The organism is Rhizobium sp. PP-F2F-G48 (assembly GCF_004342335.1).
Classification (GTDB): Bacteria; Pseudomonadota; Alphaproteobacteria; order Rhizobiales; family Rhizobiaceae; genus Ferranicluibacter.
On record NZ_SLVH01000003.1, the window covers coordinates 641,624 to 667,763 of the forward strand.

Sequence of the window (26,140 nt, forward strand, 5' to 3'; positions counted from 1 at the left end):
GCAGTGTCCGGCTTACACACGCCGCCCGACGCGGCGCATTCGGGAGGCATTGCATGATCACCGTTTTCGGCTCCATTAACATGGACCTTATCGCCACCACGGCGCGCCTGCCGAAGCCCGGCGAGACGGTGACGGGAAACAGCTTTACCACGGCCGCCGGCGGCAAGGGTGCAAACCAGGCACTGGCCGCAACGCGCGCCGGCGCCACCGTGCGCATGGCCGGCGCCGTCGGCTGGGATGCCTTTGCCGAATCCGCGCTCGGCCTGATGAAAGAGGCCGGCACCGATCTTTCGCTGGTGAAGACGGCGAGCGAACCGACGGGCACCGCGCATATTCTGGTGGGCGGAGACGGCGAGAACGTGATCGTCGTCGTCGCCAGCGCAAACGGTACCGTCAACGAAGCGGATGCGCTGGCCGCCATCGAAACCATGACGCCGCAGGACACGCTGGTACTGCAACTCGAAGTGCCCGCAGCGGCGGTCGAAGGCGCACTCCTTGCCGCGCGCGCGCGGGGCGTCCGTTCGATCATCAACATCGCACCGCTGACCGAGCATGCCGCCGTGCTCGGGCGCATGGCCGATATCGTGGTGGCCAACGAAACCGAATTCGAACGGCTTGCCGGGCGCGACCGGCTGTCGCCCGAAGAGCGCCAATCCGCCATCCGGGCGCTCGGCGCCGAGACGGGCCAGACGGTCATCGTGACGCTGGGCGCCGGCGGCGTCATCGCCCTGCATGAGGGCGAGATGTACACGGCCGCCGGCCTCGTGATCGAGCCGGTCGATACGGTCGGCGCCGGAGACACGTTCTGCGGTTATCTCGCTGCCGGACTCGATGCCGGGCTGCCGTTCGAGAGGGCGTTGCGGCGTGCGGCGGTTGCCGGATCGCTCGCCTGCCTGAAGCCGGGCGCCCAGCCGGCCATTCCGCTCGCAAGCATGGTCGATGCGGCTCTCTGAGAGACGCTGAGAGAGCGCCGGGCTTCCCGTGTTCGGAGCCCAGCGCGGCCGGCCGGAACCAATCCTCGTCCAACGGAGTTTAGCGACCGGTAGACAAGGAGAACCCGAAATGTCTTTGAATTCCTCCAATGAAGATGTCCGCGCGCTGCGCGACGAAGTCGCCCGCCTGACCAAGATCGTCTCGTCGCAGGGTGCTCGCGCCTACAGCGACACACGCGATAAGGCGGCCGAAGCCTATGAGGCTGCCGCGCCTTACGCGAAGAAGGCGGTCTCCCAGGTGAAGGCCGAAGGCCGTGCCGTTGCGGACGTGGCACGCGAACATCCGACCGGAATCGCCAGTGTCGTGGTGCTCGCGACAGCCATCGGCGTCGCCGTCGGCTATATCCTCGGCTCGTCGAGCGAACCGGAGCCGCGGTCCTGGTGGCGTTAAGTCCAACGCATACCGACCATATGGAAAAGCCGCGCATCCGGGAGGATGTGCGGCTTTTTTGTTGACAGCGACGGGTTCAGAGGCGGGCAAGCCGCTCCGTCAGCAGGTCGAAGAAACCGTCCGCATCGACATCCTTCATGACCTTTGCGGTGTGCGGGCGGCCTGTAACCTGCCACCAGTCGACCACCGTCATGCCCACCGTCAACTCCGACCGGATCTCGATCTCCACGTTGCAATCCCGGCCGGAAAAGAGCTCCGGGCGAAGAAGATAGGCAATGACTGTCGGGTCGTGCAGCGGGCCGCCGTCGCTGCCGTATTTCTCGATATCGAAACGCTCGAAGAAATCGAGCATTTCCGCCATGGCGACGGCGGCCGGACGACCGATGGCGCGGATGCGATCGACGCGGGCCTTCAGGGTCAGCACCTTATGCGTCACGTCGAGCGGCATCATGACGATCGGCATGCCCGACCTGAAGACGATGTCGGCCGCGTCGGGATCGACATAGATGTTGAACTCGGCGGCGGGCGTGATGTTGCCGCCCTCGAAAAAGCCCCCGCCCATCATGACCAGTTCCTTCACGCGGCCCGCAATGTCCGGCGCCTTCTGCAGTGCCAGCGCGATATTCGTGAGGGCGCCGAGCGTGCAGAGGGTGACGGTGTTTGCGGGCTCGGTGCGCAGAGTCTCGATGATGAAATCGACCGCGTGCATCTCCTGCAGCGGCATGGTCGGTTCGGCGAGCACCGTCCCGTCGAGGCCGGTGGAGCCGTGCACGTGTTCGGCCGTCACCAGCGTGCGCACGAGCGGCTTGTCGGCTCCGGCATAGACCTTGATATCCGGCCGGTTCGACAGCTCGCAGATGATGCGCGCATTGCGGGCGGTGAGGCTGAGCGGCACGTTGCCGGCAACGGTCGTGATCCCCACGACGTCGAGCTCGTCAGGGCTTGCGAGCGCCAGCATGATCGCGGCGGCGTCGTCCTGTCCGGGATCGGTGTCGATGATGATCTTGGCGGGTGCGGCCACGGCGATATCCTTATCCTGCTGTCTCCTTCGTCCTGCATAGAACGATTCCCGCCACGCCGTAAGGCATCCTGCCGATGCTTTGATGTTTGGGGCGAAGAGAGGCGGACAGCGGCTTGCGCGCCGGCGGCACCCACCCCATATATCCAGCGCGGACGCCGCCTCGCGGGTTCGCGTATCGGTCGCTTGAGGTTTGCAAGGACGAGATATGAGCCGCCTGACGCCTTTCACGAGCCCGCTGATGCTGGGCTTCGACGCCATGGAGAAGACGCTCGAACGCGTCGCCAAGGGCAATGACGGCTATCCTCCCTACAATATCGAACGCGTGCGCAGCCGCGCGTCGGACGAGCCGGAACGCCTGCGGATCACGCTTGCCGTTGCCGGTTTTGCCGAAGACGATCTCGACGTGACGATCGAGGAAAGCCAGCTCGTCATCCGCGGCCGCCAGACCGAGACGGAGGAGCGCGACTATCTCCATCGCGGCATTGCCGGGCGCCAGTTCCAGCGCATGTTCGTGCTTGCCGAGGGCATGGAGGTGATGAAGGCCGAATTGCGGAATGGACTGCTCTCCGTCGATCTCATTCGTCCAGAACCTGTCCGCATGGTAAAGAAAATTAACATTTTGGTCTCAGAGTGATCTCACCGGCAAGGGAGACTTCGCCGGCTGCAAGGCTGGCGACCCTGGTTGCGAATTTCGCCAATCCTCGCATGAAAACATAATCTTATGTCGCGTGACCTTTCTTTGCGGAAGGTTCGTGCGGCAACGAGGAGAGAGTTCATGGGATTGAAGCACGTCAGCAGCCATTTGTCGAAAACCGACCTGGCACATCTTGGTGCAGGTGAAGTCGGTTACATCCGCAAAATGCGGTCTGATGAGGTCTCGCGCTGCTTTCCCGAGGCTCCCAGCATGGAACCCGGTCTCGATCTCTGGGCGCTGTTCGGCGCCGACGGCACGCCCATTCTCCTCACCGACAACCGTTCGAGCACCTTCTTCAAGGCTGCCGAAGACGACCTGAAGACGGTTACCCTTCACTGATCGCCGAGCGCCTGTTTGCCCGTGCGCGCGCCTGCCGCACCGCCCGCAAACCATCCGCTCAACGACGCCGCCCGCTCCCCGAACCCGGCCAGTGCGGCGTCAAAACCCTCTCTCGTTAAAAGTCTTTGCCGTCGTGGCCGCCTTGGGATAACCGGGAGATCATGAAACAGCGGGATGTCGTCGCCTATCTCTTTCTCGCCTTTGCCTGGGGCCTCTCCTTCCTCGTGCTCTTGCACGTGGTCGATGCGTTCGGTTGGGTCGGTGCCGTCACGTTGCGAAGTTTCGTTGCCGGCGGCACGCTTCTGGCGTTTGCCGCTCTCGGTCGCCGCGTGCTCCATTTTGGCCCGCGCCGAATGCCGTTCGTCATCGTCGGCGCCACCACGGTTGCCGGCCAGCTGATCGGACTTTCCTACGCGACGCCGCGTGTCGGGACGGCGATGGCTGCCATTCTCGTGGCCGCCATTCCCCTCTTCTCCATGGTCATCGCGCATCTCTGGAAGCTGGAGCGGATCCGGGCGCAGGGGCTCGTCGGCCTCGTCACCGGCACGATCGGCATCGTGCTTCTGGTCGGCTTTCCCGCCGTGCCGATCACGCCGGATTTCCTGCTCGGCTGTGCCGCTTCGCTGTTCAGCGCGTTCTGCGCCGCCTTCGGCAGCAATTACGCAAGCCACCGCCTGCGGGGTATCGGGTCGCTGGAAGTGACGATCGGCGCCTTTCTTTCCGGTGGGCTGATGACCTTGCCGCTGCTGCTCGTCGTGCCCGTTCCCGGCCTGCCCTCGTGGACGGATCTGGGCGCGCTGCTCGTGCTCGGCTGCGTCATGAGCGCCCTCACCTATGTCACCTATTTCCGGCTTGTCACCTCCATCGGCGCCACGCGCACCATCAGCGTCGAATTCGCCGTGACGATTGTCGCCGTTCTCGTCGGCGCCTTGGTGCTCGACGAGCCGATCACGCCCGTGCAGATCGCAGGCGCTGCGGTCATCATCGCCGGCTGCGCGCTGGTGCTGGGTTTGCTGCCCTTCGGACGGAAGCCGAAGCTCAAACCCGTCCCCTGAGCCCCTTGGGATCCTCGTTCCTCAGGCGTCTTTGCGCAGAAAGGTGAGGTAGGCGGAGCTGCGTCCCTCGCGGCGCGCCTTTGCCTCGTAGCGCGTGCTCGGCCACGTCTCGTAGGGCGTCAGCCAGTCGCTGGCATTGCGTGCGGGCCAGTCGAAGGCGGCGTGATCGCGGCAATGCAGCAGCGTCCAGTTCACATAGCTATCGATGTCGGACGCAAAGCAGAACAGGCCACCCGGCTTCAGCACGCGGGCGAAGCGGTCGAGATTGACCGACGAGACGAAGCGGCGCTTCCAGTGTTTCCGCTTCGGCCAGGGATCGGGATAGAGCAAATCGATCTGGTCGATGCTTGCCGGCGGCAGCCAATCGAGAACCTGCGTCGCGTCGTCGTCGTGCAGCCGGATGTTGCGCGCCCCGACCTCATCGATTCGTCCAACGAGCTTTGCCATGGAGTTTACGAAGGGCTCGACGCCGATGAAGCCCGTTGCGGGCTGTTCGACGGCGCGGTGGATCAGATGCTCTCCCCCACCAAAGCCGATCTCCAGCCGCACGCGCGTCACGTCGTCCGGAAAAAGGCACTTCAGATCGTCAGGCGCTGGCGCATCGAGGTCGAGACGCAATGTCGGCAGGCCGTTCTCGAGCTGCGCTGCCTGGCTCGCCCGCAGCGGCTTTCCCTTGCGGCGACCGAAAAAGGCCTCTGTGGCCCGGGTCGGGGACCCTGAGGGGCGCTTGTCTGTCATGCGCTGACGTCTCCAAAACAAAAACGGATGCCGGCGAGGGCATCCGTTCTCTTGTCACAAAATTCCGCGGACCGAAACGCCTCAGGCGACTTTCAGCGCATCCTTCAGCGGCTTGACCAGATCGAGACGCTCCCACGAGAAGGAGCCGTCGCGGCCGGCCTTGCGACCGAAATGGCCATAGGCCGATGTCTTGGCATAGATCGGCTTGTTCAGATCGAGATGACGGCGGATGCCGGACGGCGAGAGGTCGATCGTCTTGCGGATCGCGGCCTCGACCTCGTCTTCGCTGATTTTGCCGGTGCCATGCAGATCGACATAGATCGAGAGCGGCTGCGCGACGCCGATGGCGTAGGAAAGCTGGATCGTGCAGCGGTCTGCAAGACCGGCGGCCACAACGTTCTTGGCGAGATAGCGTGCGACATAGGCGGCCGAGCGATCGACCTTGGTCGTGTCCTTGCCCGAGAAAGCGCCGCCGCCATGCGGTGCGGCACCGCCATAGGTGTCGACGATGATCTTGCGGCCCGTGAGACCCGCATCGCCGTCCGGCCCGCCGATGACGAACTTGCCGGTCGGATTGATGTACCAGTTGCAGTCCGAGGCGATCTCGATGTCGTGCAGCGCTTCGCGGATGAAAGGCTCGACGACGTCGCGCACCTTGGCCGAATCCCAGCTTTCGTCCAGATGCTGGGTCGACAGAACGATGGAGGCGACCTCCTTCGGCTGACCGTCGACGTAGCGCACGGTGACCTGGCTCTTGGCGTCCGGGCCGAGCTTGCCGGCATCGCCTTCGCCCTTCTTGCGGGCAGCGGCGAGCAGGTGGAGAATGCGATGGGAATAGTAAATCGGGGCCGGCATCAGGTCGGCCGTTTCGCGGCAGGCATAGCCGAACATGATGCCCTGGTCGCCGGCACCCTCGTCGCCCTGCTTGTCGGCGGCGCTGTCGACGCCCTGTGCGATATCGGCCGACTGGGAATGCAGCAGCACGTCGATCTTCGCGGTCTTCCAGTGGAAGCCGTCCTGTTCGTAGCCGATCTCGCGGATCGCCTTGCGGGCGGCGGTCTTGAACTTGGCCGGATTGATGACGTCCTTGCCGTTCTTGTCCTTTTTCATCAGGCTCGGCGGCAGACGAACTTCGCCCGCGATCACGACGCGATTGGTGGTTGCCAGCGTCTCGCAGGCGATGCGCACGCCCCAGGGATCGACACCCGTCTTTGCAGCTTCACGATAGACCAGATCGACGATTTCGTCCGAGATCCGGTCGCAGACCTTGTCAGGATGTCCCTCGGCCACGGATTCGGAAGTAAACAAGTAGTTAGCGCGCATGCGGGACGTCCCCTCAGTGAAAACAGGCTTCGACGGTGTAGTAAGTATGCCCGTAAAAGACAAGCGCACAAGGACATAAATATATCTTTATATCAGCAAATGAGGTCATTTATTGCGGAATGTGTGCCGGAGACGCATCACAAACCCCATCGGAGAGACCTCCGAGCGACATAAAAAAAGCGGCCCGTAAGCCGCTTCTTTCGATCCCAGGATTTCGAGCCTACTCGGCTTCGACGTCTGCTGCGAGCGCCTTGACCAGATCGACGATCTTGCGGCGGACCTTTGGGTCGCCGATCTTGACGAAGGCCCGGTTCAACTGGAGGCCTTCGGAGGACGACAGGAAATCGACGACATAGTTCGAGCTCGACGCTTCCGCCATGCCGGAGGCGCCGCTCCCCGACCCGCCGTCGCCCGGTGCATCTTCGAAGAAGAAGGAGACTGGAACGTTGAGAATAGCGGAGATGTTCTGCAGCCGGCTCGCACCGACGCGGTTCGTGCCCTTTTCGTATTTCTGGATCTGCTGGAAGGTAATGCCAAGTGCTTCCCCCAGCTTTTCCTGGCTCATTCCGAGCATTGTCCGACGAAGCCTGATCCGACTTCCGACATGGATGTCGATCGGATTCGGCTTCTTTTTATTCTCAATCATAGCGGGTTCCTATTATTCGAAGTTACTTCCGCCCGTACTTCGGCCGTTGCAAAAAGCAGACCATATGCCATGCCACACAATCCGGGTCATTCCCCTCAGCGCATAGGTGAGATCGACGGCAGCGGCACTATGCAACTTCGCGCGTTTTGGGTCAATTCTGCCGAAAAACAAAACCAAAACGAGAAAGTATTGCGGACACCATCATAAACAGCACCAGAACGAGAGCGTGCCTCCGCTGTTGCTCGGGCGCTGCGACCAAAGCGGCACGAGCAGGCAGAATTGTGTCGAAAAAGCCACGTTGACCAAGAGAAAGGCCGGAGACGACGTTTCCGCGCGCATCGATGACGGCGGAAATGCCGGAATTCGCGGCCCGGATCATCGGAAGTCCGTTCTCGACCGCGCGCAGGCGGGCCTGCTGGAAATGCTGATGAGGTCCGGGCGTATCGCCGAACCATGCATCATTGGTGATGTTGAGCAGTGCCGCGGTGGACAGCGCGTCGCTGCCGATCTCGTTCGGAAAGATCGCCTCGTAGCAGATCAACGGATAGAGCGTTCGCCCGCCCGGCAACGTCAGGATGGTGCGGGTTGCCGCAGACGAGAAGCCACCGGGCATTGACGCGGCGATGGCGTTCAGCCCCATGCGCGACAGCAGATCCTCGAACGGGAGATACTCGCCGAACGGCACGAGATGGACCTTGTCGGCCGCGCCGATGATCTGACCGCGATCGTCGATCACATAGACGGAATTGTAGTAACGCGGCGGCAGGCCGGCGCCCGCATCTTCCGTGCGGACGGCTCCGGTGATCAAGATCTGCCCGTCCTGCAGCACGTCGGCGATCCGCGTGAGCGCATCGGGGTTGTCGGTGAGAATGAAAGGCACAGCCGTTTCCGGCCAGACGATGATGTCCGGTCTCTTGCCGTCGCCGACAGGCGATGCGGCGCTCAGCTCCAGATGGGCCTCGAAGACGGACGCCCGTTCGCGATCGTCGAGTTTTCGGGACTGGTCGATCGCCGGCTGCACGATCCTGACCGTCGGCTGCGGCTCGGCCACGACCGGCGTCGGTTGTGCCAGGCGATAGGCGCCGTAGCCGACATGCGCGGCAACGAGACCGAAGGCGAGCATCAGCCCGATGCCCATGCCCTTGCGGGTGCCGATCAGGGCCGGCGCGGCATAGACGAAGACGGCCAGCAGGTTCATGCCGATCATGCCGACCAGCGAAACCGACTGCATGAGAAGCGGCACCGGCATGGCGGCCATGCCGATCGCGTTCCAGGGAAAGCCGGTGAGCAGGACGCCCCGAAGCCATTCCGCGCCGGCAAACGCGACGGCCAGAGCGGCGATGCGGCCTGCCCCGTCGGACCAGATCAAGCGGGCGACGTAGGCCGCCAGGCCGTAATAGATCGCGAGCACCGCGGGCAGCCCGACGACGGCGAGCGGCAGTGCCCAGGCGAAGGTATCGGCCTCGACCAGAAGTGCGTTGCCGAGCCACCAGAGGCTGCCGAGGAAATAGCCGAAGCCGAACCACCAGCCGAGCGCGAAGGCCGGCAGGGCCCGGCGAAGCGGCCCGTGCCCGGGATGGCCGGAGGTGCCGTCGAGCAGCCAGACGAGAACGGGAAATGTGAGGAACGGGACAGCGAAGATGTTGAAAGGCGACAGGGCGAGGACGGTGAGCAGCCCGGCCAGAAACCCGAGAGATGCCCGCCGCAGACCCGACGACAGCATGATCCTGCCCGCCAAACGTTCCATGCGCATTCCACTCCGCTCGCCGGTATTTGGGCACCCGGCACCCCCCGCCGCGATGATCGCGCGGCGTCTGTCGATGTCCTCGCCTGTTCATGACGCATCAGCCATGCCCAGAGCATGCGTCACCGCGCGCGACGACACACCGGCAGCACTGTCAGGGATCTCGTCGAATCACGGTCAGCTTCTTTGTCGAGGCGCCTTATGTAACCGTCAGGGACCCGCGCGGTCGGAAGGCTCTTCCGTCGAGGCGGTTTCCGGGCGGAAAGCCTCCACGCCTGCGTCGTCCTCGCCCTTGAGCGCGGTGCGCCGGCGGGCGGGCGGGCGCTTGCGCACGATCCGGACCTTCTTCACGCGCCGGGGATCGGCGTCCAGAACCTGGAATTCGAAGCCCGGCAGCGCCTGCACGACTTCGCCGCGGGCGGGGATACGGCCGAGGGAGGCAAACACCAGCCCGCCCAGCGTATCCACTTCTTCCAGCTGCTCGCGAACATCGAAATCGGGACCGATCGCGGCTGCGATCACCTCGAGCTCGACGCGGGCGTCGGCCACGAAGATGTCGTCCGACGTGCGGGAAAACATGACTTCGCTGTCGTCATGCTCGTCCTCGATGTCACCAACGACCATTTCGACGATGTCTTCCAGCGAGGCGAGACCGTCGGTGCCGCCATATTCGTCGATGACGAGCGCCATCTGGATGCGCGCAGCCTGCATGCGCTGCATCAGGTCGGATGCGTGCATGGATGGCGGCACGAACAGAACCTGACGGACGATGCCGGCCTCTTCCACCGTTTTATCGAGATCGATGCGCGCAAGGTCGATGCCGGCGCGCGGCTGGCGCTGAACCTTTTGCGGACGATCGGCCGCAATCGCCGCCACGGCCGGCGAGGCCGCCACGCGCGGCGGGCCGCGGCGGCGGGCGCGTGCCTGTTTCGTCACATAGGACAGGAGGTCGCGGATATGGACCATGCCGCGCGGATCATCCAGGCTCTCGCTGTAGACCGGCATGCGCGAGCGTCCGGACTCCTCGAAGATGATCATCAGTTCGCCGATGGTGATGCTCTGGTCCACGGCCTCTATATCGGCACGCGGCACCATCACGTCTTCGACGCGCACTTCGCGAAAGCGCAGGATGTTGTTGAGCATGGCGCGCTCGGCCGGCGAGAAGACCTCGTCGGTGCCGGGGTCCGCCATCAGGGCGTCTGCGAGATCCTCACGGATCGTGGCGCCGTTCGGGCTGCGGAACAGGCGGGCGGCGCGAGCCCAGAAGGAGGTATGGTGCCTGTGGCCTTCCGGCTTGTGCGCCTCGGGTTTCAGGGCCTCGGCGGCTTCGGCCTCATAGGCCTGCACCGCGCGACTACTGCCCGGTTCGTCCTGACTGGAGGCGTCCGCGTCGTCTTTGCCAGCCGCGGCAGGCTGTGATCTGAAGTCGCTCATCGTTCCAAACTGTCAAACGGGATCGCTGTCCCCATAGGGATCAGATATCCCAAGACCCGAGAGAATGCGAGTCTCCAGCTGTTCCATTCGCTCCGCATCCGCCGTTTCCAGGTGGTCGTAGCCGAAAAGATGCAGGAAACCGTGTACCAGAAGATGTGTCAGGTGATCGTCGAAGGGCTTTCCCAGCTCGTCTGATTCGCGCACCAGCGTCTCGTACGCCAGCACGATATCGCCCAGCATCGGGCCGGGCATGCCGCCCGGCACCACGGGAAAGGCCGGGAAGGACAGGACGTTGGTCGGCTTGTCCTGGTCGCGCCATTCGGCGTTGATGCTGCGAATCTCTGCATCGCTGGTGAAGACGAGCGACAGCTCCGGGGGCATCTTCGGAAAGGGCTGGCCTTCCTCGCGGACGAGATAGGCCGCCGCCTGTTCCAGGATGCGGGTGCTCGACGCCTCAAGCACGGCTTCCTCCGGCCAGCCGACTTCCTCGACGCTGACCTGAAGTTCCAGCAGGGATGGACCTGGCATGCTCTACAGGCTTTCGTCCGGCACAGCCGTCTGCGCCTCATAGGCCCGCACGATGCGCGCGACCATCGGGTGACGCACGACGTCCACATCCTTGAAGCGCACGACCGAGACGCCCTCAACCTCCTTCAGGATCTGCAGAGCTTCGACAAGACCCGACTTGGTGCCGCGGGGCAGGTCGACCTGGCTCGGATCGCCGGTCACGATCATGCGGCCGTTTTCGCCGAGACGCGTCAGGAACATCTTCATCTGCATGGTCGTCGTGTTCTGTGCCTCGTCGAGAATGACGACGGCATTGCCGAGCGTCCGTCCGCGCATGAAGGCGAGCGGCGCGATTTCGATGACGCCGGCGGTGATCGCCCGTTCGACCTTGTCGCCGGGCATCATGTCGTAAAGCGCATCATAGAGCGGGCGCAGATACGGATCGACCTTCTCCTTCATGTCGCCGGGCAGGAAGCCCAGACGCTCGCCGGCCTCGACGGCCGGACGCGACAGGATGATGCGATCGACCGCGCCGCGCTCCAGAAGCTGGGCGGCATAGGCGACCGCGAGATAGGTCTTGCCGGTACCGGCCGGGCCGACGCCGAAAACGAGTTCGGAACGTTCCAGCGCGCGGATATAGGCATCCTGCGTCGGCGTGCGGGCAGCAATCGTCTTCTTGCGGGTCGAGATCTGCGCGAGGTTCAACTTGGCCTTCTTCTCCATGGTGGGAAGCTGCAACTGGTCGTCGGCGGCAACCGCCATGCGGATCGCGCCTTCGACGTCGGAGACATCGACCGTGCTGCCCTTCTGCAGGCGACCATAAAGATAATCCAGCGCCCGGCGCGCCTGATTGGTGGCCGTCACCTCACCCGAGATCGCCACGGAGTTGCCGCGCGGCCGGGCATCCACATGCAGGCGCTGCTCGATGAGCTTGAGGTTCTGGTCGTATTGTCCGAATAGCTCGCTCGCAAAGCGGTTGTTCTCGAATGTGAGCACGAAGTGATTGGCGTCTGTCGTAGGCGTTGTCTGTGACTGGCGCGGTGGGGTTGAAACCAATTCGTGTCCGTTCAAGCGGCGGGGCTCCCGAGGATGACGTCAGGCCCTGATTGTATCAGTCGTCGACCACGTCGGCAAACAAACTGTTGGGGCCTGCGGCGGTGATTCGTACCTTGATAATGTCACCGATTTCCACGCCCTTTGCATCAACATTCACCGATTGAAGCCAGGGCGAGCGGCCGATGAGCTGACCGGGCATGCGACCGGGCTTTTCCAGGAGCAGGTCGATCGTGCGACCGATGCAGCTCTCGTTGAAGGCACGCTGCTGCTCGATGAGCAAAGCCTGCAGCGTTTCCAAGCGCTTGGCCTTGATATCCTCGGGCACCTGGTCTTTCAGGTCGGCGCCGGGCGTGCCGGGACGGGTCGAATATTTGAACGAAAATGCCTGTGCATAACCGATGGTGCGCACGAGATTGAGCGTGTCCGCGAAATCCGCGTCGGTTTCGCCGGGGAAGCCGACGATGAAATCGCCGGACAGAGCGAGGTCCGGCTGGGCGCGGCGGATCCGCTCGACCAGCGCGACATATTCGGCCGCCGTGTGGCGACGGTTCATGGCCTTGAGGATGCGGTCCGAGCCGGACTGAACCGGCAGGTGGAGATAGGGCATCAGCGCCGGCAGGGTGCGATGGGCCTCGATCAGGCTGTCGTCCATGTCGCGCGGATGGCTGGTGGTGTAGCGCAGCCGGGCAAGACCGGGGATTTCCGACAGCCGCTGCAGCAAGGCACCGAGGCCCACGCCGCCCGTGGTGACGACGCCATGCCAGGCATTGACGTTCTGGCCGAGCAGCGTGATCTCGCGAACGCCGGCTGCGACGAGTTTTTCGGCTTCCGCGACGATCTGGGCCATCGGCCGCGAGACCTCCGAGCCACGCGTATAGGGGACGACGCAGAAGGTGCAGAACTTGTCGCAGCCTTCCTGCACGGTCAGAAAGGCCGTGACGCCGCGGGCACGGGTCTTTGCCTTGTCGGGCGCCGGCAGGTGTTCGAACTTGTCCTCGATCGCATAGTCGGTTTCCAGCACGCGCTCGCCGCGGCCGACTCGCTTCAGCGCCTCCGGCAGGCGGTGATAGGTCTGCGGCCCGATGACGAGATCGACCGCGGGCGCGCGGCGCAGGATTTCGTCGCCTTCGGCCTGTGCAACGCAGCCGGCCACGCCGATCATCATCTCGCGCCCCTCACCCGCCTTGCGCTTCTTCAGATCGCGCAGGCGGCCAAGGGCGGAATAGACCTTTTCGGCGGCCTTTTCGCGAATATGGCAGGTGTTCAGGAGGACCAGATCCGCATCCTCGGCATTGTCCGTCGCGACATAGCCATCCTTTGCCAGAGCGTCCGTCATCCGGTCGGAATCATAGACGTTCATCTGGCAGCCATAGGTCTTCACGAAGACCTTCTTCACAGGGGCCGCGGCGGGATGGGAAACGGGAGCAAGGAGCGTTGGGTCGGTCATGCCAGCTCCATAGCGTAATTCGGGGTGGAAATGAAGCGATGTGGGTCGGGCGAGGCCGGAGAGGGAGACGCCGCGCTCAGCGCCCGCGAAGCCGCGCCAGAAGCATGGTCTTCATCTGCTTCTCCACGTCCCGGCTCACCTGCTTGCGATTGCTGTCGGCGCGGTAGTCGATGGTTTCGCCGAAGACGAGATCGACATCGACGGCCCCTTCGCGGAGCACTCCCATGAGATGCGGCACGAGCGCGATATCGCCGGGCCAGGCGGCGATGGGCCGGTGATAGCGGCCCATTGGCATGCCGTGGACGCGGGTATAGGCAATCGCTACCGGCTGGACATGGACGATGCCGGCGGGCGAGAGCGGAACGGCTGCCGCCGCCGCACCGAAGAGCGAGGTCTTGATTTCCAGCAGCCGATTGCCGTCGGAGGTGGTTCCCTCCGGAAAGAGCACGACGATTTCGCCCGCGGCAAGGCGCGCGCCGATCTCGTTGACCTGGTTTCCGGTCGTGCGCTTCTGCTCGCGTGCCACGAAGATGGTCGCCTGCAACCGGGCGAGCAGGCCGAAGACCGGCCAGGCCTTCACCTCCGCCTTGGCAATGAAGACGACATCCGCGACCGAGCCGAGGACCAGGATGTCCTTCCAGCTGACGTGGTTGGACACGAGCATCAGAGGCCGGCGCGTGTCGGGAGCGCCGTGGACATGGACCCGCAGCCCGATCATCCGGCAGGCGATGCGGTGCCAGAGACGTGGAAGGGTCCGCCGTGCCGGCCAATCACGCCACAGCAGGAACAGCTGGACCGGCGCGAGCAGAAGCGTCGCCAGTATCAGAAGCAAGACGCAGACGAGGACCCGGAGCCAGACGAACATCGTGCGCGTCAGAGATCGAGACGGAGAATATCGGCACCGCCGGGGGACGCATCCTGCGCGGACGGCTTGTAGTAGGCCTTGCGCTCGCCGACCTTGCGGAAGCCCAGCCGACGGTAGAGCGCCAAAGCGGCGACGTTCGCCTGATCGACCTCCAGGAACATCGTCTCCGCGCCATCCTGCCGGGCGCGGCCGACCGCCGCCTGCATGAGGCGCCAACCCAGCCCCGCCCTGCCATAACGCGGATCGACGCCGACGGTCAGAATCTCCGCCTCGCCGCCGGCCGAACGCGCCAGCACGAAGCCGCCCATCGCCGATCCCCCGCTCGAATTGTTCTGGCGGGCGACGAAGCCGGAGACGCTGTCCTGCGACAGCAGGCTGTAAAACGCGCTGGCGCTCCAGGCCGGCTTGAAAAGGACGCCGTGGATGCGGGCGACATCCGGGAGATGGTCGCCCGTCATCTGGAAGATGTCGAATTCGGGACGGCGAAGGAAGTAGTCGATCAATGCCATCTCAGGCGCGCGCCACGGCAAAGCCCGCCTGCGAGCGGACATCCGGGCCCCTGAGATACAGCGGCTTCGGCAGGGCGACGGACGGATCGAGAGCCGCACCGAGCTTCGCCACCACGGCGATGTCGGCCGTATCGGAGACCCGCTCGCCCCCATCGATACCACCTTCACCCCGCAACAAACCTGCGCCGGAGCCGCTGACGGTGCCGGAAAAGCGGGCGAACCGCGCCTGGGCGGCGACGATGTCGAGCGCTTCGGCGCCCGCGAGCGGCTGTCCTGCGGCATCGAAGGACTGGAGATAGACTTCCTCACGCTTCGCGTCGGTGACGATGAGGACGGGCTGGCCCGGCGCGTCGGAAAGCACGGAAAGGCCGAGCGCCTGCAGGACGGAGACGCCGACCACCGGCCTGCCCAGAGCCAGGCCGAGACCCCGGGCGGCGGCGACGCCGACGCGGATGCCGGTGAACGAGCCCGGACCGATGGTGACGGCGACGCGATCGATCGCATCCATCCCGACGCCGGCCTTCTCCAGGGCCTCGTCGATGAAGCCCATCAATTGCTCGGCGTGGCCGCGGCCGATGTCAGCGCCGGCGATGCCGAGCGTCGCATCCCGCGCCGACTCATAGAGCGCGACGTTGCAGGCCGTGCCGGCGGTATCGATGGCAAGAACGATCATGCGAAAGGATGGCCCCGTCTCAGGATGCCCGTGCAGGATTCACATCCCCGGGCGGTCGTCTCACTCTTCGGGATGTGCCGCCCCTGGCGCTGCCCGAAGAGCCGTCTCAGGAATTCGGCTCAGACCGCTTCGACGGCCTGAACCTCGGGCACGAAATGATGCAGCAGGTTCTGCACGCCGTGCTTCAGGGTTGCCGTGGAGGATGGGCAGCCCGAACAGGCGCCCTTCATATTGAGGAAGACCGTGCCGTCGCGAAATCCCTTGAAGGTGATATCGCCACCATCCTGCGCAACGGCCGGCCGGACACGGGTTTCCAGCAGTTCCTTGATGGTCGCGACGATGGTTTCGTCACCCTTCTCGAAGAACTCGCCTTCCTGATCGGCTTCTTCCGCTCGACCCTGCCCCGCCATGATCGGCTGGCCGGACATGAAGTGCTCCATGATGGAGCCGAGAATGGCGGGCTTCAGGTGCTGCCACTCGGCATCGGCCTTGGTGACCGTGATGAAGTCGTAGCCGAAATACACGCCGGTGACGCCGGGAATGTCGAAGATGCGGGCGGCAAGCGAGGAACTGGCGCGGGCCTCGGTCTCGTCGCGGAATTCGGCCGTGCCGTTTTCCAGGACGACCTTGCCCGGCAGGAACTTCAGCGTTGCGGGGTTCGGGGTCGATTCGGTCTGAATGAACATAATGGTGCTCCCTGTCGGGTAAAGGCCGACGGTGAAAGAATGCGATCGAGCATAAGCGTACGGCGCCTCGCCATCAAGCCTGCGCCCGGACCGTCGCATAGCGATTGCGGGAAAATGGTGATTGCGTGGCCTGCATACCAGAGGTGCCTGTCGTTCGACAGAAAGATCCGTCGCCGAGAGGCTTCACCCTCGTCAGCTCAGCGCATCGATCTCTTCGTCCGTCAGCAAATCCGGTATGACGGTGACCGGGATCGGGAAGACGGCCGTCTTGCCGGCGATCGAGGCCACCAGCGGGCCGGGACCGTCCTTGTAGGAGCCGGCGGCGAGGACGAGAATGGCGATATCCCGATCCTCCTCGATCAGGCCGTAGATCTGCTCGGTGGGCATGCCCTCGCGGATGATCATCTCCGGCTCGATGCCGATCTTTTCGCGCACGTCATGGGCGACCTTTGCGAGCGTCGCTTCGGCTTCCGCACGGGCCTCGGCCCGCATGATCCCCTCGACGCCCAGCCATTGCTGGAAATCGCCGTCGGGAATGACATAGAGCAGAACGAGGGCGCCGGAGGAGTGCTTGGCGCGCATGCCGGCATAATGCACGGCGCGGCCGCATTCCGGAGTGCCGTCGATCACCGCCAGAAACTTGCGGCGGTGACCTTCCATACGAGAGAGACGTGTCGAGACCATGGGCGAACTCTGACACTCGCGCCGGCCCTTCGCAAGACCGTTTTGATGCCGTCCCCGTTCGGGAGCGGGAATGGCCTATTGGAGGAAGCCGATGATGTCGCGAACCTCGCGCATCGTCGTTTCCGCGCGGGCCCGTGCCCGCTCGCCGCCATCGCGCAGGATCGCGTCGATATGGCTGGTGTCGGCCATCAGCCGCGACATTTCGCCGGTGATCGGGGCGAGCACGTTGACCGCGAGATCGACCAGCGCCGGCTTGAAGACGGAGAATTGCTGACCGCCGAACTCGGCCAGGATCTCGGTCTTGGTGCGATCGGCAAGGGCCGCATAGATGCCGACGAGATTGTCGGCTTCCGGGCGGCCGGCAAGGCCTTCGACCTCCGAGGGCAAGCCGTCCGGATCGGTCTTCGCCTTGCGGATCTTCTTCGAGATCGTCTCGGCATCGTCCACGAGGTTGATGCGCGACAGATCCGACGGATCGGATTTCGACATCTTCTTCGTCCCGTCGCGCAGGCTCATGACACGCGGCGCGGGGCCGTCGATCATCGGCTCGACCATCGGGAAATAGGCATGCACCGGCTCTTCGCCGACCGTGATGTCGATGCCCTTGCCGCCGGTGCGGATATGGGCCTGATAATCGAGGTTGAACTTCATGGCGATGTCGCGCGCGAGTTCCAGATGCTGCTTCTGGTCGTCGCCGACCGGCACGTGCGTCGCGCGATAGACGAGAATGTCGGCCGCCATCAGGCTCGGATAGGCGAGCAGGCCGAGCGAGGCATTTTCCCGATCCTTGCCGGCCTTGTCCTTGAACTGCGTCATGCGGTTCATCCAGCCGATGCGCGCGACGCAGTTGAAGATCCAGGCGAGTTCGGCATGCTGCGGCACGGCCGACTGGTTAAAGACGATATGGGCCTTGGGATCGATGCCGGATGCGATGAAGGCGGCGGCGATCGAGCGGATCTGCCCCGGCAGGTCCTCATGCACGAGCTGCGCCGTGATCGAATGGAGGTCCACCACGCAGTAGATGCAGTCGTTCTTCTCCTGCAGCGCCACGAATTTGCGGATGGCACCGAGATAGTTGCCGAGGTGAAGATTGCCTGTCGGCTGGACACCGGAGAAGACGAGCGGCGGAAAGTTTGACATGGAAACCTCGATCAGGCGCGGGAAATCATGCGTTCTGCCGCGGAAACGGCCGGCGGAATTTTCCGGGCTTATGCACGGGCGATGCCCGACAATCAAGTTGGTTCTCCGTCGGCCGCGCGTTCCCGCCGCACGAGACTATCCGTTGGTTGGTTGAAGGAGATCCCAGAGATTGCCGAAGGGATCGGAAAAGACGGCGACCGTGCCATAGGGCTCGTGCCGCGGCTCCTCCTTGAACGTGACGCCTTTGGCAAGCATCGCAGCGTGATCGCGGGCGAAATCGTCGGTGAAGAGGAAGAATGAGACCCGTCCGCCAGTCTGGTTGCCGATGGCTGCCACTTGGCTCACGCCATCGGCCTTGGCGATCAGAAGCGCTGTTTCCTGCGCGCCCGGTGGCCGCAGGACCACCCAGCGCTTGCCGTCTCCCAGATCGACGTCCTCCAGGAGCTCGAAACCGATATCGTCGCGGTAGAAGGCGATCGCGTCGTCGTAATCGAGCACGACGAGCGTTATGCGGGCGATTGTCTGGGCCATCTGTTCCCCTTGAGCGCGGTCAGATCTGCGGTGGAGGCAGGACGCTGGTGTCGGCCTCCTCCTTGGCGGTTTGCGGGCGCGGCTTGCGCTTCAGGTTGCGGCGGAGCATCGAGGCATCCGCGCCACCGATCGCAAAGGCGAGCACGAAATAGACCATCATCGCCATCCCGATCAGCAGCATCAATGCGGTCAGCTGCGTCAAGAGACGCGCCTGCGGGGTCAGCCAGTCGGCGAGGTAGCCGGAGGCATAGTGGAGCGCGACCGCCATGACGGCCGTTGCCGCGAGAAGGCGCAGGACGCGCGAGAAAAGCGCGGGCTCCCACGCCCAGTGACCGCGGCGCACGAGCGTGACGAAGAGCAGCACCGTCGTCAGCCAGCCGGAGGCGGCTTCGGCGGTGGCAATGCCGCGTTCCCCGTAGAGCGGAAAGAGGGAAACGGCGAGCAGGCAGTTGAAGGCGACCGAAATGCCGGTGAACCGCATCGGCGTCTTGGTGTCCTCGCGCGCGAAGAAGCCCGGATTGAGCGCCTTGATCATGACGAAGGCGGGAAGGCCGAGACCGTAGATCGCGAGCGTCGAGGCGACGGTTGCCGTGGTCGCGGGCGAAAAGGCGCCGCGCTCGTAGAGCACCCGCACGATCTCGTCGGAGATGACCCAGATTGCGCCGGCGGCCGGCAGGGTGAGAAACAGGACGAATTCGAGCGAGCGGTTCTGCAGGTTCGCCGCTTCCTTCAGCGCACCCCCGCGCAGCGCGCGCGACAGTTCGGGCAGGAGCACGACGCCGACGGCGATGCCGACGACGCCGAGCGGCAACTGGTACACCCGGTCGGCGTATTGCAGCACGGCGATGGCGCCGTCCTTGGTGGAGGCGATCATCTGCCCGATCAGCTGGTTGATCTGGGTGATGCCGCCGGTGATTGCGGCGGGAAAGGCAAGCACCAGCAGGCGTTTGACGTTCGGCGTATAGCGCGGGCGGCGAAGGCCGAACCGTATGCCGGCATGGCGCACGCCTGCATAGAGCACAGCCATCTGAAGGATGCCTGCAACGAGCACACCCCAGGAGAGATACCAGGCCGTCATCAGCGGATCGGCACCGGTCCACAGGCCGTAGGCGAGCGCCGTGATCAGGGTCAGATTGAGAAAGACCGGGGCAATGGCGGCTGCGAAATAATGATGCAGCGAGTTCAGCATGCCCGACAGCATCGCCGTCAGCGACATGCACATCAGATAGGGAAACATGACGACGGCAAGCTTCACCGTGATGTCGAACTTCTCGGCATCGCCGACGAAGCCGGGCGCAATGATCGTCGAGACGATCAGCGGCATGGCCAGTTCCATCGCGATGGTGATGACGAGCAGCACGGTGAAGAGAACGCCGAGGACCTCCTCGGAGAAGCGCTTCGCGCCATCGATGCCGTTCGCCTCGATCTCCTTGGCAAACAGCGGCACGAAAGCGGCGTTGAAGGCACCTTCGGCAAAAAGCCGGCGGAAGAGATTGGGGAAGCGGAAGGCGGCGTAGAAGGCATCGGCCATGGGGCCGGTGCCGAGCGCTGCAGCCATCAGCGTTTCGCGGCCAAAGCCGAGCAGTCGGCTGCCGAGCGTGGCTCCGCCGACGGTTGCAAACTTGCGGGCGAGACTCATCCTTCGGCCTTCATCTTGCGGGGTCCTGCAGGCCGCGTGTTCGGCGGCGGTGCAGCGGCACCCTGCGCCGGTTGACCCTGCGGGGCATGGCCCGGGGCACTCTGGCCCGGTGGTTCCTTGCCCATGGGAACATGGCCTAGGGGTGCGATCCACTGGGCGATGATGCCGGCCGGCATGCGGTCGCGCACCTCGTCGGCCTGTTCGGCCATCACCGCCTTCAGGCGGGCGGTGATGTGGCCGTGCCGCGTCTCGTTGGTGATCTTCGCGCCCACGAGATCGGTGACGTAGAAGGTGTCGATGACCTTTTCGCCGAAGGTGGTGATGTGGGCGGAGTGGATGTCGAGCGACAGGTCCGCCAGCACCGCCGTGATTTCGGACAGAAGACCCGTCCGGTCGAGGCACTCGACCTCGATGACCGTGAACTTGTTCGACAGCGAATTGCTGATCGTGACGGCCGGGGGCACGGTGAAGGTCTTGTTGCGCTTGCGCCCCTTGGTGCGGCTGGCGATGACGCCCGGCAGATCCTTCTTGCCGGACAGAACGTCCTCGATCATGCGGCCGATGCTTGCAGCACGTCGCGTTTCGTCGTCATCGACCGTGAATTCGCGGTTGATGAGAATGGTATCGAGCGCGCGCCCGTCCGACGTCGTAAAAATCTGCGCATCAACGATGTTGGCACCCGCCGCCGCGCAGGCGCCGGCGATGATGGCCAGCAGGCGCGGATGGTCGGGTGCGAGAACCGTGATCTCGGTAATGGCGTGGAACTGGTGCGTCCGCACCATGGTCGCCAGCGTCCGCGCGGCCTTGTCCGTCTCCCGGATGAAACGGGCATGCCGCACCTGATCGTCCAGCGACACCGATAGAAGATAGGGCTGGTAGTGCAGCCGCGAATAGGTCTTGCGATCCTTCTGGCTGAAATCGGCCAGCGCATCGAAGAGCAGCGAGGCCGCATGTGCAGCCCGCTCCTTGCGCGGCACGTCCGAAAATCCGCCGGACAGCAGCAGCTCCGTCTCGTAGTAAAGCGTGCGCAGCAGCTGGCCCTTCCAGCCGTTCCACACGCCGGGGCCGACGGCCCGGATGTCGCAGACCGTCAGGATCATCAGCATCTTCAGTCGGTCGAGCGACTGGACGCGTTCGGCGAAGTCGAGGATCGTCTTGCGGTCGTTGAGGTCGCGCGTCTGCGCGACCATCGACATCGTCAGATGCTCCTCGATCAGCCACGCCACCGTTTCTGTCTGCTTGTGCGTCAGTCGGAGGCGGGGTCCGAGACGGCGGGCGAGCCGCGCGCCGGCCTGGGAATGATCCTCCGGACGCCCCTTGGCGACATCGTGCAGGAGCACGGCGACATAAAGCGCGGTGCGCTCCTCGACCTGCGGCATGAGCTTGCCGGCGAGCGGATGAATGTCCTGGTCGAGCCCGCGATCGATGCGCGACAGCATGTCCACGGACCGCAGCAGATGCTCGTCCACCGTATAGTGGTGGTACATGTTGAACTGCATCAGCGAGACGATGCGGCCGAACTCGGGAATGAAGCGTCCGAGCACGCCGGCCTCGTTCATGCGGCGCAAGACGAGTTCCGGGTCGCGGCGCGAGGTGAGGATGGAGATGAAAAGGCGGTTCGCCTCCTCGTTTTCCCGCAGGGCCGGCGTGATGAGGCCGAGCGAGCGCGTCAGTTGCTTGAGCGCCGCCGGGTGGAACTCCAATCCGTTGACATCGGCGATGTGGAAGAAGCGGATGAGATTGACCGGGTCGCGGCGGAAGATGTCGGGGCTCGCCAGCGCAATGCGGCCGCCATCGTCGACGAATTCGAGCGAACCGGGAATTTTCCGCACACGGCGGCGGAAGCGGTTGATGACGGCAGAGAAGCCCGGCAGTTCCTTGGCCTGCTGATCTTCCAGCGCCGCGCAGAAGATGCGCGTGAGGTCGCCGACATTCTTGGCGACCAGAAAATAGTGCTTCATGAAGCGCTCGACGGAAGTCATGCCGGGATGATCCTGATAGCCGAGGCTCTCGGCGATCTCGCGCTGGATGTCGAACGACAGGCGCTCCTCGGACTTTCCGGTCAGGAAGTGCATGTGGCAGCGCACGGCCCAGAGGAAATCGTCGGACTTGCGGAACAGGTGGTATTCGGAGCGCGAGAGAACGCCGAGCTTGACCAAATCGGCCGATTCGCGGACGCGGTAATAATATTTCGCAATCCAGAACAGCGTGTGCAGATCGCGCAGGCCGCCTTTGCCTTCCTTGACGTTCGGCTCCACGAGATAGCGCGTATCGCCGGCCTTGCGGTGGCGCTCGTTGCGCTCGGCGAGCTTGGCGGCGATGAATTGCGGGCCGGTATTGCGCACGATCTCGTCGTCGAACCGGGCTTCCAGATCGTCCACCAGTCCGGCGCAGCCGCAGATCAGGCGCGCTTCGAGAATGGCGGTGCGGATCGTCATATCCTCTTCCGACAGACGGATGCACTCTTCGACCGTGCGGGTGGCGTGGCCGACCTTGAAGCCCATGTCCCACAGGAGATAGAGCATGTATTCGATCGCCGGCTCGCAGAAGGGCATCTTCTTGGACGGCAGGAGAAACAGGAGATCGATGTCGGAACCGGGCGCCAGCGTGCCGCGGCCGTAGCCGCCGACGGCCGCCACCGCGATCTGCATGGAGGGCGGCACGCTCGAGGCGCTGAAGATGTGGTGCAGCACGAAATCGTGCAGGATGGCGATCAGCCGGTCCTGCAGCCAGGAAATGCGCGCCGCACAGGCAAGCCCGCCGCCGTCCTGCTTCAGCAGTTCGTAGGCCTTGGCACGTCCACGGACATTGGCGTCCTTGAGCGTGGCGAGCAAGGCCTGACGCATGGGATCGCGCTGCTCGGCATGCGCCGATGCGATGAAATCCACCTTGGCCTTGAGGGCTGCGATGTCCAGGATGTCGCTGAAGTCGATGTCCTGTCTCCTTGGCGCCGGCCGGATGTACTCCGGGCGCGCGATAGCTGCGAGCCGTTCTTTTGGCATCACATTCCGAACCTTCCGCCCTTCCGGCGTCTCTCTGCCACCGGTCGCGGCTCGATCGTCGCTTGCGCCCCACCCCCGAATTCCCATGGGGCCTGAAGACGATAGGGCCAAACGATTGCCAAGACGTTTCCGTCCGGGCCGATCCGTTGCTTCCAAGCGGGCAAATGCGCCCTTTCAAAGGCGTCTTTAAGCCGCCCGCCTGACCCAGGGCTGGATATGCTCGCGGCGCACCGGAAAGGTCAAGCGGGGGCGGACAGGATCCTGCGCGGCCCCGCCTCAGGCACAGGCGTTACAGGCGTCAGGAGAGCTGCTTCTTCAGGGCGTAGAGCGCGTCCATCGCCTCGCGCGGCGTCATGTCGTCGGGGTTGAGCCGCCTCAGCGCATCTTCGACCGCGGACGGTTTGGCGCGCGCGACCTCCTCGCGGCGGATGGCTACCTGGAACAGAGGAAGATCGTCGATCAGCTGGCTTGCCGGGTTTTTCCGGTCGGCATCCTCGAGTTTCGCCAGCACGTCCTTTGCGCGCGCGACGACGGCAGCCGGCAGGCCGGCCAGACGTGCGACCTGGATGCCGTAGGAGCGATCGGCCGAACCCGGGCCAACCTCGTGCAGAAAGATCACGTCGCCGTCCCATTCCTTGACGCGCATGGTGACGTTGGACAGGCGTTTGAGCTTCTCCGAAAGCACGGTCAGCTCGTGGAAATGCGTGGCGAACAGGCCGCGGCAGCGATTGGCCTCGTGCAGGTGCTCGACGGCCGCCCAGGCGATCGACAGACCGTCGAAGGTCGCCGTGCCCCGGCCAATTTCGTCGAGAATGACGAGCGAGCGATCCGTCGCCTGATTGAGGATGGCCGCCGTCTCGACCATCTCGACCATGAACGTCGATCGCCCGCGCGCGAGATCGTCGGAGGCGCCGACACGGGAGAAGAGGCGATCGACCACGCCGATATGGGCGCTGGCGGCAGGCACATAGGAGCCCATCTGCGCCATGATGGCGATCAGCGCGTTCTGGCGGAGAAAGGTCGATTTACCGCCCATGTTGGGACCGGTCAGCAGCCACAGGGCGCCGTCGCCTTCCGGCGACAGGGGCGAGAGATCGCAGGTATTGGCGACGAAGGCGGCGGACGCCTGGCGGCGCAGCGCCTGCTCGACCACCGGATGCCGGCCCCCGTCGATCGCAAACATCTTCGAGGCATCGACCGTCGGACGTCGGTAATCCTGCTCTTCGGCAAGCACGGCAAGCCCGGCGGAGACGTCGAGAATGGCAAGTGCCAGCGCCGCCGCCTTGATCTCCTCGGCTGCGGCAATGACGGCTTCGACCATGCTGTCGAAGGCGGCAAGTTCGATCCCGAGTGCCCGGTCGGCGGCATTGGCGATCTTGGTCTCGAGGTCCGCAAGCTCGGTGGTGGTGAACCGCATCGCGTTCGCCATGGTCTGGCGGTGGATGAAGCGGGCCTTGGCGCCCTCCCCGTCCGTCATGGGACCGGCATTGCCTGCGGTCACCTCGATGAAATAGCCGAGCACATTGTTGTACTTGATCTTCAGCGAGCGGATGCCGGTTTCCTCGGCATAGCTCAGCTGCAGCGCGGCGATGACCCGGCGGGACTGGTCGCGCAGCGCGCGCATCTCGTCGAGCTCGGCATGGCAGCCATCGCGCAGGAAGCCGCCGTCGCGCTTCAGGAGCGGCAGGTCGTCGGCGAGCATGCCGGAAAGTTTTTCGGAAAGTTCGGAGGGCAACCGGGCAAGCGAGGTGCGTGCCGCTTCCAGCTCCGGCGGCAGGTCCGGCTGGCCGATCAGCCGGGCGATCTCGGAACCGGTCCGGATGCCGATCAGCACCGCCCCGAGATCGCGCGGACCGCCGCGGCCGAGCGAGAGGCGCGACAGGGCGCGCGGCATGTCCGGCACATGTTTCAGCGCCGCCCGCAGATCGGCCGAGAGCGACGGCTGCGCGAGGATCGTGGCGATGGAGTCGAGTCGCGTGCGGATGCGGTCCGGATCGGTCAAAGGCGACATCAGCCGCTCGGCGAGAAGACGGCCGCCGCCGCCGGTCACGGTGCGGTCGAGGGCTCGCAGCAGAGAACCGTCCCGGCTGCCCGAGAGGGTCTTGACCAGTTCCAGGTTCGCGCGCGTGGCGGGATCGATGAAGAGCGTCGAAGCGGCGCTTTCGCGCTCGGGGATGTCGAGCGGCGGGCGTTCGGCGAGCTGGGTCTTTTCGACATAGCCGACGGCGGCCGAGGCGGCGGCCAGCTCGGCGCGGGAAAACTGGCCGAAACCATCGAGCGTCTTCACGCCGTAATAACGGGCCAGGCGGTTTTCGGCGGTGGCGCTATCGAACAGGATGGCCGGCTGCGGCACGGCGACGCGACCGATGACATCGAGCACGGGGCGCATGTCGGGATCGTAGAACAGCGTGTCGGCGAGGATGAGCTCGCGCGGCTCGATGCGCAGGATATCGGCGAGAAGCCGCGTTTCCGTCGTTTCGGAGAGACGGAAGATGCCGGTGGAAATATCGATCCAGGCAAGCGCAAAGGCCGGCTCGGCGCTGCCGCGCAGACGCGCCATGGCCATCAGGTAGTTGCTCTCCGACGCGACGAGCAGCTTTTCCTCGGTGATGGTTCCCGGCGTGACCAGACGCACGACGTCCCGCTTGACGACCGACTTGGAGCCGCGCTTGCGGGCCTCGGCCGGGTCTTCCGTCTGTTCGCAGACGGCGACGCGGAAGCCGAGACCGATCAGCTTCTGCAGGTAATCATCGGCAGCGTGGATCGGCACCCCACACATGGGAATGTCCTGACCGAGGTGCTGCCCACGTTTCGTCAACACGATCCCGAGTGCGCGCGAGGCTTCCAGAGCATCATCGAAGAACAGCTCGTAAAAATCCCCCATGCGATAGAACAGGAGGGAGCCGGGATTGTTGGCCTTGATCTCGATATACTGTTCCATCATCGGCGTCGCCTGCACGCGCACCTCGGGCGGCACCGCGGATGACGCAGCCGTTGCTTCGGCCGTCGAGGGGAAATGTGTCG

At 64.4% G+C, this 26,140-nt stretch carries 23 protein-coding genes and 1 pseudogene; 5 read left to right on the forward strand and 19 right to left on the reverse strand.

The genetic code is table 11. From position 1 onward, the window contains the following. Positions 1-53 precede the first annotated feature (53 nt). Both C8J36_RS11035 and C8J36_RS11040 read left to right on the forward strand, forming a co-directional pair. Positions 54-953 carry a ribokinase gene (locus C8J36_RS11035; protein ID WP_132534792.1) on the forward strand — a complete coding sequence of 300 codons (900 nt, stop codon included), beginning with the start codon at positions 54-56 and terminating at the stop codon, positions 951-953. 109 nt (positions 954-1,062) lie between these two features. Next, positions 1,063-1,383 carry a hypothetical protein gene (locus C8J36_RS11040; protein ID WP_062595247.1) on the forward strand — a complete coding sequence of 107 codons (321 nt, stop codon included), beginning with the start codon at positions 1,063-1,065 and terminating at the stop codon, positions 1,381-1,383. 76 nt (positions 1,384-1,459) lie between these two features. Here C8J36_RS11040 and C8J36_RS11045 read toward each other — a convergent pair whose 3' ends face one another. Further along, the gene (locus C8J36_RS11045) at positions 1,460-2,404 is read right to left on the reverse strand and encodes a nucleoside hydrolase (protein ID WP_132534794.1); all 945 of its coding nucleotides are present in this window, start codon (positions 2,402-2,404) and stop codon (positions 1,460-1,462) included. A 205-nt stretch (positions 2,405-2,609) separates the two neighbouring features. On the opposite strand from C8J36_RS11045, the gene C8J36_RS11050 reads away from it, so the two are divergent. The 3 genes from C8J36_RS11050 to C8J36_RS11060 all read left to right on the forward strand — a co-directional run bounded on the left by C8J36_RS11050 (position 2,610) and on the right by C8J36_RS11060 (position 4,492). After that, positions 2,610-3,038 (forward strand): Hsp20 family protein, encoded by a 429-nt coding sequence (locus tag C8J36_RS11050; RefSeq protein WP_132534796.1) that lies wholly within the window; start codon positions 2,610-2,612, stop codon positions 3,036-3,038. A gap of 141 nt (positions 3,039-3,179) precedes the next feature. Continuing rightward, a complete protein-coding gene (locus C8J36_RS11055; protein WP_062595250.1) occupies positions 3,180-3,437 on the forward strand; it encodes a DUF1150 family protein in 258 nt (85 codons plus the stop codon). 161 nt (positions 3,438-3,598) lie between these two features. Beyond that, positions 3,599-4,492, forward strand: coding sequence for a DMT family transporter (locus tag C8J36_RS11060; protein ID WP_132534799.1), 894 nt, complete (start codon positions 3,599-3,601; stop codon positions 4,490-4,492). Between the two features lie 21 nt (positions 4,493-4,513). On the opposite strand, the gene C8J36_RS11065 is transcribed toward C8J36_RS11060, so the two are convergent. The 18 genes and pseudogenes from C8J36_RS11065 to mutS form a co-directional block, all read right to left on the reverse strand. Further along, on the reverse strand, positions 4,514-5,230 hold the full coding sequence (locus C8J36_RS11065; protein ID WP_132534801.1) for a tRNA (guanosine(46)-N(7))-methyltransferase TrmB: 717 nt from the start codon (positions 5,228-5,230) through the stop codon (positions 4,514-4,516). Positions 5,231-5,311: 81 nt separating this feature from the next. Continuing rightward, a complete protein-coding gene (gene metK / locus C8J36_RS11070) occupies positions 5,312-6,553 on the reverse strand; it encodes a methionine adenosyltransferase (protein WP_062595253.1) in 1,242 nt (413 codons plus the stop codon). Between the two features lie 220 nt (positions 6,554-6,773). Continuing rightward, entirely contained in the window at positions 6,774-7,199 is a 426-nt protein-coding gene (locus C8J36_RS11075; RefSeq protein ID WP_062595254.1) for a helix-turn-helix transcriptional regulator, read from the reverse strand. 151 nt (positions 7,200-7,350) lie between these two features. Continuing rightward, entirely contained in the window at positions 7,351-8,946 is a 1,596-nt protein-coding gene (gene lnt, locus C8J36_RS11080; RefSeq protein WP_132534803.1) for an apolipoprotein N-acyltransferase, read from the reverse strand. A gap of 207 nt (positions 8,947-9,153) precedes the next feature. Further along, positions 9,154-10,377 (reverse strand): hemolysin family protein, encoded by a 1,224-nt coding sequence (locus tag C8J36_RS11085; RefSeq protein WP_132534805.1) that lies wholly within the window; start codon positions 10,375-10,377, stop codon positions 9,154-9,156. Between the two features lie 12 nt (positions 10,378-10,389). After that, positions 10,390-10,905: an rRNA maturation RNase YbeY gene (ybeY, locus tag C8J36_RS11090; protein WP_132534807.1), complete on the reverse strand. Its 516-nt coding sequence runs from the start codon at positions 10,903-10,905 to the stop codon at positions 10,390-10,392. A gap of 3 nt (positions 10,906-10,908) precedes the next feature. Beyond that, positions 10,909-11,955, reverse strand: a complete 1,047-nt coding sequence (locus C8J36_RS11095; RefSeq protein ID WP_062595258.1) for a PhoH family protein — start codon at positions 11,953-11,955, stop codon at positions 10,909-10,911. Between the two features lie 40 nt (positions 11,956-11,995). After that, the gene (miaB, locus tag C8J36_RS11100) at positions 11,996-13,387 is read right to left on the reverse strand and encodes a tRNA (N6-isopentenyl adenosine(37)-C2)-methylthiotransferase MiaB (protein WP_132534809.1); all 1,392 of its coding nucleotides are present in this window, start codon (positions 13,385-13,387) and stop codon (positions 11,996-11,998) included. Positions 13,388-13,463: 76 nt separating this feature from the next. Continuing rightward, positions 13,464-14,252 (reverse strand): lysophospholipid acyltransferase family protein, encoded by a 789-nt coding sequence (locus C8J36_RS11105; RefSeq protein ID WP_132534812.1) that lies wholly within the window; start codon positions 14,250-14,252, stop codon positions 13,464-13,466. An 8-nt stretch (positions 14,253-14,260) separates the two neighbouring features. After that, the gene (locus C8J36_RS11110; protein ID WP_132534814.1) at positions 14,261-14,761 is read right to left on the reverse strand and encodes a GNAT family N-acetyltransferase; all 501 of its coding nucleotides are present in this window, start codon (positions 14,759-14,761) and stop codon (positions 14,261-14,263) included. A 1-nt stretch (position 14,762) separates the two neighbouring features. Then, on the reverse strand, positions 14,763-15,434 hold the full coding sequence (tsaB, locus tag C8J36_RS11115; RefSeq protein ID WP_132534817.1) for a tRNA (adenosine(37)-N6)-threonylcarbamoyltransferase complex dimerization subunit type 1 TsaB: 672 nt from the start codon (positions 15,432-15,434) through the stop codon (positions 14,763-14,765). A 119-nt stretch (positions 15,435-15,553) separates the two neighbouring features. Beyond that, on the reverse strand, positions 15,554-16,120 hold the full coding sequence (locus C8J36_RS11120) for a NifU family protein (protein ID WP_062470835.1): 567 nt from the start codon (positions 16,118-16,120) through the stop codon (positions 15,554-15,556). A 192-nt stretch (positions 16,121-16,312) separates the two neighbouring features. After that, a complete protein-coding gene (locus C8J36_RS11125; protein WP_132534819.1) occupies positions 16,313-16,804 on the reverse strand; it encodes a universal stress protein in 492 nt (163 codons plus the stop codon). Between the two features lie 75 nt (positions 16,805-16,879). After that, positions 16,880-17,944 carry a tryptophan--tRNA ligase gene (gene trpS / locus C8J36_RS11130; protein WP_132534822.1) on the reverse strand — a complete coding sequence of 355 codons (1,065 nt, stop codon included), beginning with the start codon at positions 17,942-17,944 and terminating at the stop codon, positions 16,880-16,882. A gap of 135 nt (positions 17,945-18,079) precedes the next feature. Continuing rightward, positions 18,080-18,475 (reverse strand): VOC family protein, encoded by a 396-nt coding sequence (locus tag C8J36_RS11135; protein ID WP_132534824.1) that lies wholly within the window; start codon positions 18,473-18,475, stop codon positions 18,080-18,082. 19 nt (positions 18,476-18,494) lie between these two features. Beyond that, a complete protein-coding gene (gene murJ, locus C8J36_RS11140; RefSeq protein WP_132534826.1) occupies positions 18,495-20,114 on the reverse strand; it encodes a murein biosynthesis integral membrane protein MurJ in 1,620 nt (539 codons plus the stop codon). Positions 20,115-20,269: 155 nt separating this feature from the next. Then, positions 20,270-23,116: pseudogene (locus C8J36_RS11145) on the reverse strand ([protein-PII] uridylyltransferase); the annotation flags it as partial. A 298-nt stretch (positions 23,117-23,414) separates the two neighbouring features. Continuing rightward, a complete protein-coding gene (mutS, locus tag C8J36_RS11150) occupies positions 23,415-26,093 on the reverse strand; it encodes a DNA mismatch repair protein MutS (RefSeq protein ID WP_245506530.1) in 2,679 nt (892 codons plus the stop codon). Positions 26,094-26,140: the final 47 nt, after the last annotated feature.

Excerpts from the sequence above, each read along its gene's own strand:
- C8J36_RS11120 (WP_062470835.1), bottom strand. The coding sequence starts at position 16,120 with ATGTTCATTCAGACCGAATCGACCCCGAACCCCGCAACGCTGAAGTTC.
- metK (WP_062595253.1), bottom strand. The coding sequence starts at position 6,553 with ATGCGCGCTAACTACTTGTTTACTTCCGAATCCGTGGCCGAGGGACAT.
- ybeY (WP_132534807.1), bottom strand. The coding sequence starts at position 10,905 with ATGCCAGGTCCATCCCTGCTGGAACTTCAGGTCAGCGTCGAGGAAGTC.
- C8J36_RS11065 (WP_132534801.1), bottom strand. The coding sequence starts at position 5,230 with ATGACAGACAAGCGCCCCTCAGGGTCCCCGACCCGGGCCACAGAGGCC.
- C8J36_RS11035 (WP_132534792.1), top strand. The coding sequence starts at position 54 with ATGATCACCGTTTTCGGCTCCATTAACATGGACCTTATCGCCACCACG.
- C8J36_RS11085 (WP_132534805.1), bottom strand. The coding sequence starts at position 10,377 with ATGAGCGACTTCAGATCACAGCCTGCCGCGGCTGGCAAAGACGACGCG.
- lnt (WP_132534803.1), bottom strand. The coding sequence starts at position 8,946 with ATGGAACGTTTGGCGGGCAGGATCATGCTGTCGTCGGGTCTGCGGCGG.
- C8J36_RS11105 (WP_132534812.1), bottom strand. The coding sequence starts at position 14,252 with ATGTTCGTCTGGCTCCGGGTCCTCGTCTGCGTCTTGCTTCTGATACTG.
- C8J36_RS11040 (WP_062595247.1), top strand. The coding sequence starts at position 1,063 with ATGTCTTTGAATTCCTCCAATGAAGATGTCCGCGCGCTGCGCGACGAA.
- tsaB (WP_132534817.1), bottom strand. The coding sequence starts at position 15,434 with ATGATCGTTCTTGCCATCGATACCGCCGGCACGGCCTGCAACGTCGCG.
- C8J36_RS11110 (WP_132534814.1), bottom strand. The coding sequence starts at position 14,761 with ATGGCATTGATCGACTACTTCCTTCGCCGTCCCGAATTCGACATCTTC.
- trpS (WP_132534822.1), bottom strand. The coding sequence starts at position 17,944 with ATGTCAAACTTTCCGCCGCTCGTCTTCTCCGGTGTCCAGCCGACAGGC.
- murJ (WP_132534826.1), bottom strand. The coding sequence starts at position 20,114 with ATGAGTCTCGCCCGCAAGTTTGCAACCGTCGGCGGAGCCACGCTCGGC.
- C8J36_RS11125 (WP_132534819.1), bottom strand. The coding sequence starts at position 16,804 with ATGGTCTCGACACGTCTCTCTCGTATGGAAGGTCACCGCCGCAAGTTT.
- miaB (WP_132534809.1), bottom strand. The coding sequence starts at position 13,387 with ATGACCGACCCAACGCTCCTTGCTCCCGTTTCCCATCCCGCCGCGGCC.
- C8J36_RS11055 (WP_062595250.1), top strand. The coding sequence starts at position 3,180 with ATGGGATTGAAGCACGTCAGCAGCCATTTGTCGAAAACCGACCTGGCA.
- C8J36_RS11060 (WP_132534799.1), top strand. The coding sequence starts at position 3,599 with ATGAAACAGCGGGATGTCGTCGCCTATCTCTTTCTCGCCTTTGCCTGG.
- C8J36_RS11050 (WP_132534796.1), top strand. The coding sequence starts at position 2,610 with ATGAGCCGCCTGACGCCTTTCACGAGCCCGCTGATGCTGGGCTTCGAC.
- C8J36_RS11135 (WP_132534824.1), bottom strand. The coding sequence starts at position 18,475 with ATGGCCCAGACAATCGCCCGCATAACGCTCGTCGTGCTCGATTACGAC.
- C8J36_RS11075 (WP_062595254.1), bottom strand. The coding sequence starts at position 7,199 with ATGATTGAGAATAAAAAGAAGCCGAATCCGATCGACATCCATGTCGGA.